We start from the raw sequence: 12,582 nt of genomic DNA, 5'->3' as shown, positions 1-12,582 counted from the left end.
TCCTTAACTTGTCAGCGCCAGCTAAAACGCCGACAATTCAGTCATGAATGATAAAACGGAGGCACCTATGTCCACCTCGTTTTTTGTCGCTGCCGACTGGCTGGCAGAACATATTGATGACCCGGAAATTCAGATTATCGACGCCCGCATGGCGCCCGCCGGGCAGGAGGCCCTGCGCGATATGGCCGCGGAATACCGCGCCGGCCATGTGCCGAACGCGCTGTTTTTCGATATCGAGGCGCTATCCGATCACACCAGCCCGCTGCCGCATATGATGCCGCGCGCCGAAGCGTTCGCCGTCGCTATGCGTGAACTGGGGGTCTGCAGCGATAAGCATCTGGTAGTCTATGACGAAGGCAATCTGTTTTCCGCGCCTCGCGCCTGGTGGATGCTGCGCACCTTTGGCGTGGAGAAAGTGTCGATTCTGGCCGGCGGCCTGGAGGGCTGGCGTCGCGACGAGCTGCCGCTGGAACAAGGGGTGCCGGAGGTAGCCGAAGGCGAATTCGATGTGCGTTTCGATCCCCAACAAATTAAGCGCCTGACCGACGTCCTGCTGGTTAGCCATGAAGGGTCGGCGCAGATTGTCGATGCACGTCCGGCGGCCCGGTTTAACGGCCAGGCCGACGAACCGCGCCCGGGCCTGCGCCGCGGGCATATCCCTGGCGCGCTTAACGTGCCGTGGACGGAGCTGGTGATTAACGGCGAACTGAAAACCGTTGACGAGCTGAACGACATCTTTTTACGTCAGGGTGTCGATTTTGAACGGCCGATCATTGCCAGCTGCGGCTCAGGAGTGACGGCGGCGGTGGTCGTGCTGGCGCTCACCACGCTTGGCGTAAACGGTGTCTGCCTGTATGACGGCTCCTGGAGCGAATGGGGCGCACGAACCGATCTGCCGATTGAACCGGCTTCTATCGCTGAGTAAACATCGCGTGACTGCAGGTTTTCCTACCCGCAGTCACTAAATAATTTCTGATTTTTCCCTCCTCTTTCTCCTGCTTCTCACTAAACCGGTTACTCTGTGCTGCCGCAGGGCTTGCGCCTGTCGTATTCGCTTTACTGCCACTCACTATATAAGGAAATAGAATAATGGCATTTTCATTACCGGATCTCATGGATGTCGTACATAAGTACAACCGCAATCCCACCCCGAAACCGATGCCCGTAGACGAAGTGGATCGCCTGCGGGTACGGAAATATCGTGACCCGCAAAATAGCGAAACCGTGGCGCTTCCGGAGAGTCTGAAAGCGCTGTTGGCCTACGATTGCCAACTGAAAAGCCCCCACGGACAGCTGGTACTGGAATGGGTTGTGGACTCCATTGATGAACATGGCGTCCTGCTTTCCGACTCGCTGGATGAAGATGCTTATTACATGAATGGTCTTGATATGGCCGGACTGGACTTTGAAGAGCTGATGCCCGTCTGGAACGACGATCCGCGTCTTCCTGCCCTGATTCGCATCAGCCATGCCGGCGATCAGCTGGTATTTATCTATGTCACTGAACGTGATGAACAAGGTGAATATCCTGTTGTCCGCTTCGAGGGTAAAGAGAATGATCTCTGGCTGGCAGAATCGTCACTGATTGAATATCTGCAGGGGATCTTTGCCGGCAGCGAGGAGAGTCACGACGAATGGCAGCATCAGCAGACCCTCAATGAGGCACGCGATGGCGCCTTGCTGGAGCTGGAATATATTCATGAGGATCTTTACGCCAGGCTCGAAGGCTGTCCTGACTAATTCACCATCTCACCCCGGATGACGCGATTAACGCGCGCCGCCGGGGCCTGCTCCAGGAGGGAGCGTTTTATCCGTAACCTGATGTCACCACAAGGAGTGAAAATGGCATTAGTCTCTAACCCACATTCTGTTTATTCACCGCGACTTCCCTGGCTGGGAGGCATAGCTGGCCTGCTGGCAGGCGGCGCGATCCTTTATTTTTGGCCGCAATGGAACCGAGTATGGTTAAGCCTGGTGCCTGCGCCGGTCTCCGTGTATACCCACTTTCTCGGGGTCACTCTGGAAGATGTTCCGTTAATCACCTATGGCCATCAGGCGCTGCTGGGTTTTCTAATGGTGCTGCTCACGCCCGGTTACGGTAAGTCGACCCTTGCCGCGTGGATGATGCATAACCCAGCGTCAAGCCGGCGCTGGCCCGGCGAGGTACTCCGTGCCTGGGTCATAAAATTTGGCCTGCTGGTCATTGTCTTTTGCAATCTGTTCTTTTTGTCCCGGGTCCCATCCGCAACCCTGGCGTTATATATATTTATTCTCCAGCACATCAGCGTTGCCGCGGCGGTGGTGTCAGGGGTGCTGCTCCTGCGTGACGCCCGGCGCCTGGCCCGCTCGTTCGACGCTCAGCTGGCGGACCTGCGTCTTCTCATGATACTTACCCTCGGGTTCCAGACGATTTTGCCGGCGCAGATCGCGCTGATGAGCGCCCGGGGCGTGAATACGCCGCTGGGCTGGTATATTGTCATTGCGCAGATGGCGGGGGTGTTACTGGCGTTTATGGCGGTCGGCGGACTGGTGGCAGCGCTACGTTCCCTGCTCGGCGCAGAGAGATGCCGGGCCTGGCGCGGAGATATGGCGCTCTACAACGGGATCGTCACGCTATGCGTGACGGGATTTCTCCTCTATCACATGGTGTCTGCCTATCCGCGGATCTTTGCCGCGCTGCATTAATTTCTACAGCCGTTTTTCAGACCCTGGCGCAGGCCGCGGAAACACAGTGGGGGCAGACGCCCCCGCTTTCAGATAATGCGGTTTTGTTTAAAATCGCGCAGAAAGCTGCCCCAGCGCTTTTCATAGAACGGCGTGATATGGGCAATCATAAAGTGGCTGATGCCCTTCTCGCCTTCAACCACCTGACAAATGTCGATAGGTTCATCGCCTGGCAGGGTATCAGTCGCCACGCTGCCGGTGGTCTGAATAATAGCTTCAATATCCCCTTCCGCTTCAATACCGATCAGCAGGTTAGCCGGCGCGTCGGCGTGCTCTTTAATCGAGCACAGAAACGCCCGCTTGACGGTCTTCAGCGTCTTGAACAGCGTAGTCAGGGAATCGACCATCTGCGCCGGTGGTTCGGCGACTTCAGACAACAGCAGCGCTTCGCCGCCCTCCAGTACCGTCTGGGTGCTCAGTGGGCTGCCCTCTTCACCCAGCAGATGACTGATTTCACGCGGGGTGAACTCTTTGCCGCTCGGCAGCTTCGGGTTGAGGAATAACGATTCGCCCAGCGTCATCGCCATCAGCGTGCGGGCCGGCATCATCACGAAAGCCTGTTCATCCGCCACCGCCTGCTGCAGCGCCTCCAGCGAGGTAAAGAATGGGATCACCGAGGTACCGTCGTCTTTTTCCCAGTGCGTCAGATCCAGCGCGCTATCTTCGACAATCTGCTCGCCATCGGCTGCACTGCCGGGTACCCAAACGGTGGCCTCCAGCAGTGCGCTGAAAAATGCCGGACGATGAGCGGGCTCGGTCGCCGCCTTCTCCAGCAGGGTTTCTAATTCATTTTTTGTATCTGACATAGTTAGGCTACTTCACAATGAATTGCCCGGCGGCCATTCGTCCACGCGGGCATACAGGTTTCCAGGCCGGGTAAGCGCAGCGCTACCCGGCAAGGCCATCACTCAGCTGTCAGCAGGTTAGCAATGGTACGCACGCCAAGCCCCGTCGCGCCCGCCGACCACTGCTCAACGGCAGATTTACGGTAGGTTGCCGAACAGTCGATATGCAGCCAACCCTGGTGGTAGTTTTCCACGAAGTGGGACAGGAAGCCCGCCGCGGTGCTGGCACCAGCCGGATACGCCGCACTGCCGGTGTTGTTCAGTTCAGCGAAGTTGGACGGCAGCTGGTTACGATGGAACTCGGCCAGCGGCAGACGCCAGAAGGCTTCGTTTTCCGCCTGCGCGCTCGCCAGCAGGCGATTGGCCAACGCATCGTCAAAGCTGAACAGCGCGTGGTAGTCATTACCCAACGCCGTTTTCGCCGCGCCGGTCAGAGTGGCGGCGTCGATGATCAGCTCTGGCTTCTGCGCCGAGGCGTCAATCAGGCCATCCGCCAGCACCAGGCGGCCTTCGGCGTCAGTGTTCATCACTTCAACGGTTTTGCCGTTACGATAATGAATGATATCGCCAAGTTTAAAGGCGTTGCCGCTGATCAGGTTGTCGGCGCAGCACAGGAACAGCTTCACGCGCTTGTTCAGCCCGCGGGTAATGGCAAAAGCCAGCGCGCCGGTCACGGTCGCCGCGCCGCCCATATCGGATTTCATTGAATCCATAAAGGCGCTCTGTTTGATGCTGTAGCCGCCGGAGTCAAAAGTGATGCCTTTGCCCACCAGGCAGGCGTATACCGGGGCTTCTTTATCGCCGGTCGGATTATAGTCCAGTGCCAGCAGGACCGGCGGACGCTCGGAGCCGCGGCCCACGGTATGCAGGCCGAGATAACCCTGCTCACGCAGATCTTCGCCTTTGGTGATGCGATAGCTCATCTTCTCGCCCGCCACGCTGCACAGCAGGTCGACGGCGCGCTGCGCCAGCTGCTCCGGGCCCAACTCTTCCGCCGGGGCATTGATAGTATCGCGCACCCAGTCAATAATGGTCAGACGGTTATCCAGCTCGCTACGCTGCACATCGTCCAGGGTCGGCCATTCAACTTTACGGGTGCCTTTCGGACCTTTATAACCCGCCCAGAACGCCCATGCGCGGTCGGTGTTCCATCCTTCGCCGCTTAACGCGACATGTTTGATGCCCATACCATCAATTTTACGCGCCGCGCGCTGAATCAGGCCCAGGTCGTCTTTGCCGTTGAGGTGCAGGGCGATGCCGTCGTTATTAATGCTGTAAGACGCCTTTTCTCCCCAGCGCGCATCGGCTGGCTGAGTAGAAAGCGTAATCTTCATGGCTTCGGTCATTATCATTATCCTTCTTAGCAAACGGGCCACCGTATGGCAGCCCGTAACGTTCTCTCGCTCGATGATTTATCCGACTTTATACCGCCGCATAAATCATGATGCGAAAATTATTCGGCTTCGTCTAACCAGACTAGCAGAATCGCCTCCAGAATTTTTTCATTGGATGCGTTTGGGTCGTCATCGAACTCTTCCAGATCGCAAATCCACTGATGCATGTCGGTAAAGCGAACGGTTTTCGGGTCGAGATCCGGATAAGCGTCATACAGCGCTTCGCCGATTTCACGGCTGTCGGTCCATTTCAGTGCCATATTAGTGCTCGCGTGCGTGGTTGATGGTGTAACGCGGGATCTCAACGACCAGATCTTCGTCGGTGACGCGCGCCTGGCAGCTCAGACGGCTGTCAGGTTCCAGTCCCCAGGCTTTATCCAGCATATCGTCTTCATCTTCGCTACTCTCGGCCAGCGAGTCAAAGCCTTCACGCACGATGCAGTGGCAGGTGGTGCAGGCACAGGATTTTTCGCAGGCGTGTTCAATCTCGATGCCGCTACGCAGCGCCGCATCCAGAATGGTTTCACCGCTCTCAGCTTCCACAACGATGCCATCCGGACACAGGTCCTGGTGGGGCAGAAATACAATTTTTGGCATTTTAAACCTCGTCCACGGATTGGCCTTTCAGCGCGATACGGACCGACTGATCCATACGGCGGGCGGCGAATTCCTGGGTTTGTGTGTCGATATTTTTAATCGCTTCTTTAATCGCGTCGGCATCGTCGCCTGCCGCAGCGGCGCGGACCTGCTCCGCAGCGGCATCGATAGCCTGACGTTCCGCGGCGCTTAACAGCGCGGCGTCGGCGGCCAGCGCGCTGGCCAGGCTCTCCAGTACGCGAGCGGCTTCCACTTTCTGTTCAGCCAGCATGCGCGCCTGAATATCCTGTTCGGCGTAGCTCATCGAATCTTTAATCATGGTGGCGATTTCGCCGTCCGTCAGGCCGTAAGACGGTTTCACCTGGATGGAGGCTTCCACGCCGGTCGATTTTTCCATCGCCGTAACGCTCAGCAAACCGTCAGCATCTACCTGGAAGGTCACGCGAATATGCGCCCCACCCGCCGGAAGCGCCGGGATACCGCGCAGCGCAAACCGCGCCAGCGAGCGGCAATCCTGCACCAGCTCACGCTCGCCCTGCATCACGTGAATGGACATCGCCGTCTGGCCATCTTTGAAGGTGGTGAATTCCTGCGCGCGGGCCACCGGAATGGTGGTATTACGCGGGATCACTTTCTCCACCAGGCCGCCCATGGTCTCCAGGCCTAACGACAGCGGGATAACGTCGAGCAGCAGCAGTTCGCTGTCCGGCTTGTTGCCCACCAGGATATCGGCCTGGATCGCCGCGCCGATGGCGACGACTTTGTCCGGGTCGATGGAGGTCAGTGGAGTGCGGCCGAAGAACTCGCCAACGCGCTCACGCACCAGCGGCACGCGAGTGGAACCGCCGACCATTACCACTTCCAGCACCTCTTGCGCGTCAACGCCGGCGTCTTTCAGCGCGCGACGGCAGGCCATCAGGGTACGTTTTACCAGCGGAGCAATCAGATCGTTAAACTGGGTACGGGTGATATCGCCCTGCCAGCCGCCGACCTCGACGTGCGCTGCCTCGGCATCGCTCAAGGCGATTTTCGCCGCGATGGCGGCATCCAGCAGTTCACGCTGCAGACGGTTATCGCTGCGGTCGCTGAAGCCCGCCAGCTCACGCAGGTAGTCCGCCAGCAGGTGATCGAAATCATCGCCGCCGAGCGCCGAATCACCGCCGGTCGCCAGCACTTCAAACACCCCGCGGCTTAAACGCAGAATGGAGATATCAAAGGTACCACCGCCGAGATCGTAGACCGCAATCACCCCTTCCTGCCCGGAATCGAGGCCGTAGGCAATCGCCGCCGCAGTGGGTTCGTTCAACAAGCGGAGCACGTGCAGACCCGCCAGACGCGCCGCGTCTTTAGTCCCCTGACGCTGAGCGTCGTCGAAGTAGGCCGGAACGGTAATGACCACGCCGTCGAGTTCGCCAGCCAGCGCTTCGGTCGCCCGGGAGGCCAGCGCTTTGAGGATATCGGCGGAGACGCGAATCGGGTTCAGCAAGCCGCCGGCGGTCTGGATCATCGGCAGGCCGTTTTCACTGGCCTGCAGCTGATACGGCAGATGCGGGTAACGGTTTTGAATATCGGCGAGGGAGCGCCCCATCATCCGCTTCACGGAGCTGATGGTATTGGCAGGATCCTGGGCGGCATTAAGCCGGGCGTCATAGCCGACGGTCAGCCCCGAAGCATGGTAGTTCACCACCGACGGCAGCAGATAGCGGCCTTGATGATCGGGCAGAGTCTCGGCCTGGCCGCTACGCACGGTAGCCACCAGAGAATTGGTGGTGCCCAGATCGATACCGGCCGCCAGACGACGCTGGTGCGGCGCGGCGCTCAGGCCGGGCTCACTAATTTGTAATAAGGCCATAATTGCTTCCGAAAATTAAAAATCGAGCAGTTTTTCTTCGAGTTCTTCAGCACTGCTGCGCAGTTTATCGAGGAAACGGAGCTTACGAACCGTGTCCGCCGCCGCCTCCCAGCGCTCATTATGCAATTGGTCAACCATCAGCTGCTGACGGGTATCAAACAGCGCTTTCACCCGTTTGATAAAACCTTCCAGCCGCGCGTCGTCTTTCGCCTGGCCGATCTCATCCAGCTCTTCGCGCAATTCCAGCTGTTCCATCAGGAACGCGGTATCGCGAACGGTATGCTGCTCGCTGGCCAGATCGAAGCCATGCAGCGAAAGGAGATATTCTGCGCGAGTCAGCGGATGGCGCAGCGTCTGCCAGGCCTGGTTTATAGTGGCGGAATGCTGAACCGCCGCAAGCTGTTCCGCCGCAGGCGCGCTGGCAAATTTATCCGGATGGTACTGGCGCTGCAGATCCTGATACCGGACAGCCAGTTGTTCAAGCGTGAGGGTATAGCTGGCTGGTAACCCGAAGAGGGTGAAATAGTCCATAGTAACCTCAGGGTCATGCATCTAAATTAAAACCCCACGCGCGGCGTGACCGCGGTGGGGTTGAGGAGTACCGATTATACGTTAAAGCTTTCGCCGCAGCCGCACTCATCTTTGACGTTAGGGTTAGTGAATTTGAACCCTTCGTTGAGGCCTTCTTTGACGAAGTCCAACTGAGTACCGTCGAGGAATTGCAGACTTTTGCCGTCGATCACGACCTTCACGCCTTTGTCTTCAAACACGGTGTCTTCAGCCGCCGGCTCGTCAACAAACTCCAGTACATAGGCCATACCCGAGCAGCCGGAGGTTCTTACGCCCAGGCGCAGGCCAAACCCTTTACCGCGGTTCGCCAGGAAGGCATTGACTCGCGCTGCTGCACTGTCGCTAAGAGTAATCGACATAACAAAACCTCAACTAATTATTTTGCTTCACGTTTGCTTTTGTAATCCGCAATCGCGGCTTTAATCGCGTCTTCCGCCAAAATAGAGCAGTGAATTTTCACCGGCGGCAGTTCCAGTTCATCGGCGATATCGGTGTTCTTGATCGCCTGCGCTTCGTCCAGCGATTTGCCCTTCACCCACTCAGTGACCAGGGAGCTGGAAGCGATAGCGGAACCGCAGCCGTAGGTCTTGAAGCGCGCGTCTTCAATGATACCTTCATTGTTGACTTTAATCTGCAACTTCATCACGTCGCCGCAGGCCGGCGCGCCGACCATGCCGCTGCCGACGTTCTCGTCGCTGTTGTCAAAAGAGCCGACGTTGCGCGGATTCTCGTAATGATCGATAACTTTTTCGCTGTAAGCCATGATGAATTCTCCTTATTGGTGCCGAATTAGTGATGTGACCATTCAATGCTGTTCAGATCCACGCCCTGTTTGAACATTTCCCACAGCGGAGAAAGCTCGCGCAGACGGCCAATGGATTTGCGAATCAGATCGATGGCATAGTCAATCTCTTCTTCGGTAGTGAAACGACCTAAAGAGAAACGAATAGAACTGTGCGCCAGTTCATCAGTCATACCTAACGCGCGCAGCACGTAGGATGGCTCAAGGCTCGCGGAAGTACAGGCTGAACCGGAGGAAACCGCCAGATCTTTCAGCGCCATAATCAGCGACTCGCCTTCAACATAGTTGAAGCTGACGTTAAGGATATTAGGCGCGCCCTGCTCGAGGTCGCCGTTGAGATAAACTTCTTCCATATCCTTCACGCCGTTCCACAGACGGTTGCGTAGGGTGCGCAGACGCGCCATCTCGCTTTCCATCTCTTCTTTGGCGATACGGTAAGCTTCACCCATGCCGACGATCTGGTGAACAGGCAGAGTACCGGAACGCATACCGCGCTCATGGCCGCCGCCGTGGATCTGCGCTTCGATACGAATACGCGGCTTACGACGCACGTACAGCGCGCCGATGCCTTTCGGACCGTAGATTTTATGGCCGGAGAAGGACATCAGGTCCACTTTCAGCTGGCTCAGGTCGATAGGCAGCTTGCCCACGCTCTGGGTGGCGTCTACGTGGTAAATGATACCGCGCGCGCGACACATCTCGCCGATGGTAGCGATATCCTGCACCACGCCGATTTCGTTATTCACATGCATGATGGAAACCAGGATGGTGTCGTCACGCATCGCTGCTTCCAGCTCTTTCAGATCGATAATCCCGTTGCTCTGCGGCGCCAGGTAGGTTACTTCGAAACCTTCGCGCTCCAGCTGACGGCAGGTATCCAGAACCGCTTTATGCTCGGTTTTGCTGGTGATGATGTGCTTGCCTTTTTTCTGATAAAAGTTGGCTGCACCCTTGATCGCCAGGTTGTCGGATTCAGTCGCACCAGAGGTAAAGACGATTTCGCGCGGGTCGGCACCGACCAGCTCGGCAATCTGATTGCGGGCGATATCAACCGCCTCTTCAGCCTGCCAGCCAAAACGGTGGGAACGGGAGGCCGGGTTACCAAAGGTCCCGTCCATGGTCAGGAACTGCATCATTTTCTCGGCAACACGCGGGTCCACCGGCGTGGTTGCGGAGTAATCGAGGTAAATCGGTAATTTCATTGCTCTTAAACTCCGTACATCACTCAATGCAAGGAATCAGGCAACCGGCTTGATGTACGACCGAGTACACGGAATGTCGGAGCATCCCGGCCTGATTCTGAAAGCTCGTTATAATCGTTGTCCCGCCGTTTCGCGCCGCCTTGCCCTGTCAGCCGCAGCCCGAAACGGGACGGGTCACTCAGGCGCGCAGTTTAACGTCGATCGCGTCCTGGGTGCGCGCATTGCGCTGGGTTTCGTGCTGGTGCTGACGACCGGAAACATCAAGGATCTCCTGGTTATTCACCAGTTCCCCGAGGGTGATATTGTTCAGGAAGCCCGTCAGGCGTTCGCTCAAATCGCGCCACAGCGCGTGAGTCAGGCACTTATCACCGCCCTGACAGCCGCCTTTGCCCTGGCAACGGGTGGCGTCAACGGATTCGTCTACCGCGCTGATCACTTCGCCGACAGCGATACTACCGGCATCTTTACCTAACAGATAACCACCACCTGGACCACGAACGCTGGAAACCAGGCCATTTTTACGCAGGCGAGAGAACAGCTGTTCCAGATAGGAAAGCGAAATTCCCTGACGCTCTGAAATATCTGCCAACGGCACCGGGCCCGTTTCAGAGTTGAGCGCAACGTCAAGCATCGCGGTCACGGCATAACGCCCTTTAGATGTCAGTCTCATGTCTTACTTAACCTCAAACTCGCCCCTGGCCGGGCTTTTTATTAATATGGGTATTGCATAGCAGGGCCAAGTCTGACATTCCCGAGTAATTTGGTCAACTATTTACTTGACTGTTTTAGTCAGGTATTTGGCTTTCCGTGCGTTATTAATTTCGAGCCGCTCCCGGGGTCGGCCAAAGGCCTCGCCCGGGCTACAACAGAGATGTAGATTCGTAGGCCGGATAAGCGAAGCGCCATCCGGCGTTAACGCGCTTACTTACCTTTATTCTGCTGCTCAATAGACGCCAGCATGCCGCGCAGGATGTTCAACTCCTGGCTTTCCGGACGCGCGCGGGTGAACAGACGACGCAGCTTGTTCATTACCTGTCCCGGATGGTTCGGGCGGATAAAGCCCGTCGCCAGCAGCGTCTGCTCAAGATGGTCGTAGAACCGCTCCAGATCGTCCACCAGCGGATACGGCGCCTCTTCATGCTCAACCGCCGGCTGTTCCTGCTCCTGCGTCGCCAGCCAGGCCATCCGCACTTCATAGGCGATAACCTGCACCGCCATCGCCAGGTTCAGCGAGCTGTATTCCGGGTTGGCGGCAATCGCCACATGGTAATGGCACTTCTGCAGTTCATCGTTGGTCAGACCAACGCGCTCGCGGCCAAAGACCAGCGCCACCGGCGCATGCTGGCCTTCGGCGACGCTTTTCAGGCCGCATTCGCGCGGATCCAGCATCGGCCACGGTAGCGTGCGGGAACGCGCGCTGGTGCCAACCACCAGGCTGCAGCCCGCCAGGGCTTCATCAAGGGTATCGACGATCTGCGCGTTGCCGATCACATCGCTGGCGCCCGCGGCCAGTGCGATAGCTTGCGAATCGGGTTTGACCAACGGGTTGACCAGCCACAGGTTAGTTAAGCCCATGGTTTTCATCGCGCGGGCTACAGAGCCCATGTTGCCGGTGTGAGAGGTTTCTACCAGTACGATTCGAATATTTTGCAGCATTATGGTTCTTCGGCTAAAGATTATTCGTGCATGCTACCATAAAACGGAGACATAAGCAGATTTGGCTGCTATTATATGCGCCGTTTTTTCCCGTTCTTTAACATCCAGTGAGAGAGACCGATGCATCCGATGCTGAACATCGCCGTGCGCGCAGCGCGCAAGGCGGGTAATTTAATTGCCAAGCACTACGAAACGCCAGACACCGTAGAAACCAGCCAGAAAGGCAGCAATGATTTTGTGACCAACGTCGATAAAGCCGCCGAAGCGATTATTATCGAAACCATTCGCAAGTCTTACCCGCAGCACACCATTATCACCGAAGAAAGCGGTGAACACGCTGGTGAAGATCAGGATGTTCAATGGGTTATCGATCCACTGGATGGTACCACCAACTTCGTTAAACGCCTGCCGCACTTCTCTGTTTCCATCGCCGTACGCATCAAAGGGCGTACTGAAGTCGCGGTGGTCTACGATCCGATGCGTAACGAACTGTTCACCGCGACCCGCGGCCAGGGCGCACAGCTGAACGGCTACCGTCTGCGCGGCAGCAACGCTCGCGACCTCGACGGCACCATTATCGCAACCGGTTTCCCGTTCAAAGCGAAGCAGCACGCCACCACTTACATGAATATTCTCGGCAACATGTTTACCGAATGTGCCGACTTCCGTCGCACCGGCTCTGCCGCGCTGGATCTGGCCTATGTGGCCGCTGGCCGCGTTGACGGTTACTTTGAAATCGCCCTGAAGCCCTGGGATTTCGCCGCAGGCGAGCTGATCGCCCGTGAAGCTGGCGCGATTGTCTGCGACTTCACCGGTGGCCATAACTACCTGCTGACGGGCAATATCGTTGCCGGTAACCCGCGCGTGGTGAAAGCGATGCTGGCGAACATGCGCGAGCAGCTGAGCGATGCGCTGAAGCGTTAATCTCTTACTGATGTCA

General features: G+C 57.3%; 15 protein-coding genes. 4 read left to right on the top strand and 11 right to left on the bottom strand.

Annotated features, from left to right (window positions below):
- The first annotated feature begins 67 nt into the window (after nucleotides 1-67).
- The 3 genes from sseA (at nucleotide 68) to LGL98_RS06390 (ending at nucleotide 2,685) form a co-directional block, all read left to right on the top strand.
- On the top strand, nucleotides 68-925 hold the full coding sequence (sseA, locus tag LGL98_RS06400) for a 3-mercaptopyruvate sulfurtransferase (protein WP_136030016.1): 858 nt from the start codon (nucleotides 68-70) through the stop codon (nucleotides 923-925).
- A 164-nt stretch (nucleotides 926-1,089) separates the two neighbouring features.
- Nucleotides 1,090-1,740 carry a DUF5066 family protein gene (locus LGL98_RS06395; protein ID WP_136030018.1) on the top strand — a complete coding sequence of 217 codons (651 nt, stop codon included), beginning with the start codon at nucleotides 1,090-1,092 and terminating at the stop codon, nucleotides 1,738-1,740.
- Between the two features lie 102 nt (nucleotides 1,741-1,842).
- Entirely contained in the window at nucleotides 1,843-2,685 is an 843-nt protein-coding gene (locus LGL98_RS06390; protein WP_136030020.1) for a hypothetical protein, read from the top strand.
- A gap of 68 nt (nucleotides 2,686-2,753) precedes the next feature.
- Here the strand turns inward: LGL98_RS06390 and sseB are convergent, their stop codons facing one another.
- From sseB to trmJ, 11 genes are all read right to left on the bottom strand, one after another.
- Nucleotides 2,754-3,530 carry an enhanced serine sensitivity protein SseB gene (gene sseB / locus LGL98_RS06385; RefSeq protein ID WP_136030022.1) on the bottom strand — a complete coding sequence of 259 codons (777 nt, stop codon included), beginning with the start codon at nucleotides 3,528-3,530 and terminating at the stop codon, nucleotides 2,754-2,756.
- A gap of 98 nt (nucleotides 3,531-3,628) precedes the next feature.
- A complete protein-coding gene (pepB, locus tag LGL98_RS06380; protein ID WP_136030024.1) occupies nucleotides 3,629-4,915 on the bottom strand; it encodes an aminopeptidase PepB in 1,287 nt (428 codons plus the stop codon).
- Between the two features lie 107 nt (nucleotides 4,916-5,022).
- A complete protein-coding gene (gene iscX, locus LGL98_RS06375; protein WP_002913954.1) occupies nucleotides 5,023-5,223 on the bottom strand; it encodes a Fe-S cluster assembly protein IscX in 201 nt (66 codons plus the stop codon).
- A gap of 1 nt (nucleotide 5,224) precedes the next feature.
- Nucleotides 5,225-5,560, bottom strand: coding sequence for an ISC system 2Fe-2S type ferredoxin (fdx, locus tag LGL98_RS06370; RefSeq protein ID WP_032103695.1), 336 nt, complete (start codon nucleotides 5,558-5,560; stop codon nucleotides 5,225-5,227).
- Nucleotide 5,561: 1 nt separating this feature from the next.
- Nucleotides 5,562-7,412, bottom strand: a complete 1,851-nt coding sequence (hscA, locus tag LGL98_RS06365) for a Fe-S protein assembly chaperone HscA (RefSeq protein WP_136030026.1) — start codon at nucleotides 7,410-7,412, stop codon at nucleotides 5,562-5,564.
- A 15-nt stretch (nucleotides 7,413-7,427) separates the two neighbouring features.
- Nucleotides 7,428-7,943, bottom strand: a complete 516-nt coding sequence (gene hscB, locus LGL98_RS06360; protein WP_136030028.1) for a co-chaperone HscB — start codon at nucleotides 7,941-7,943, stop codon at nucleotides 7,428-7,430.
- Nucleotides 7,944-8,017: 74 nt separating this feature from the next.
- A complete protein-coding gene (iscA, locus tag LGL98_RS06355) occupies nucleotides 8,018-8,341 on the bottom strand; it encodes an iron-sulfur cluster assembly protein IscA (RefSeq protein ID WP_002913979.1) in 324 nt (107 codons plus the stop codon).
- A 17-nt stretch (nucleotides 8,342-8,358) separates the two neighbouring features.
- On the bottom strand, nucleotides 8,359-8,745 hold the full coding sequence (gene iscU, locus LGL98_RS06350; protein WP_002913991.1) for a Fe-S cluster assembly scaffold IscU: 387 nt from the start codon (nucleotides 8,743-8,745) through the stop codon (nucleotides 8,359-8,361).
- A 26-nt stretch (nucleotides 8,746-8,771) separates the two neighbouring features.
- Entirely contained in the window at nucleotides 8,772-9,986 is a 1,215-nt protein-coding gene (gene iscS / locus LGL98_RS06345; protein WP_002913992.1) for a cysteine desulfurase, read from the bottom strand.
- Between the two features lie 178 nt (nucleotides 9,987-10,164).
- The gene (gene iscR, locus LGL98_RS06340; protein ID WP_002913993.1) at nucleotides 10,165-10,656 is read right to left on the bottom strand and encodes a Fe-S cluster assembly transcriptional regulator IscR; all 492 of its coding nucleotides are present in this window, start codon (nucleotides 10,654-10,656) and stop codon (nucleotides 10,165-10,167) included.
- A 251-nt stretch (nucleotides 10,657-10,907) separates the two neighbouring features.
- The gene (trmJ, locus tag LGL98_RS06335) at nucleotides 10,908-11,642 is read right to left on the bottom strand and encodes a tRNA (cytosine(32)/uridine(32)-2'-O)-methyltransferase TrmJ (protein ID WP_136030029.1); all 735 of its coding nucleotides are present in this window, start codon (nucleotides 11,640-11,642) and stop codon (nucleotides 10,908-10,910) included.
- A gap of 120 nt (nucleotides 11,643-11,762) precedes the next feature.
- Between trmJ and suhB the strand changes: the two genes are divergently transcribed.
- Complete coding sequence (gene suhB / locus LGL98_RS06330) at nucleotides 11,763-12,566, top strand: inositol-1-monophosphatase (protein ID WP_136030031.1); 804 nt, start codon at nucleotides 11,763-11,765, stop codon at nucleotides 12,564-12,566.
- The last annotated feature ends 16 nt before the right edge of the window (nucleotides 12,567-12,582 follow it).

Source organism: Klebsiella africana, from assembly GCF_020526085.1.
Classification (GTDB): domain Bacteria; phylum Pseudomonadota; class Gammaproteobacteria; order Enterobacterales; family Enterobacteriaceae; genus Klebsiella; species Klebsiella africana.
The sequence above is the reverse complement of the archived record's forward strand: the minus strand, read 5'-3'. Positions and strand labels throughout refer to the sequence as shown.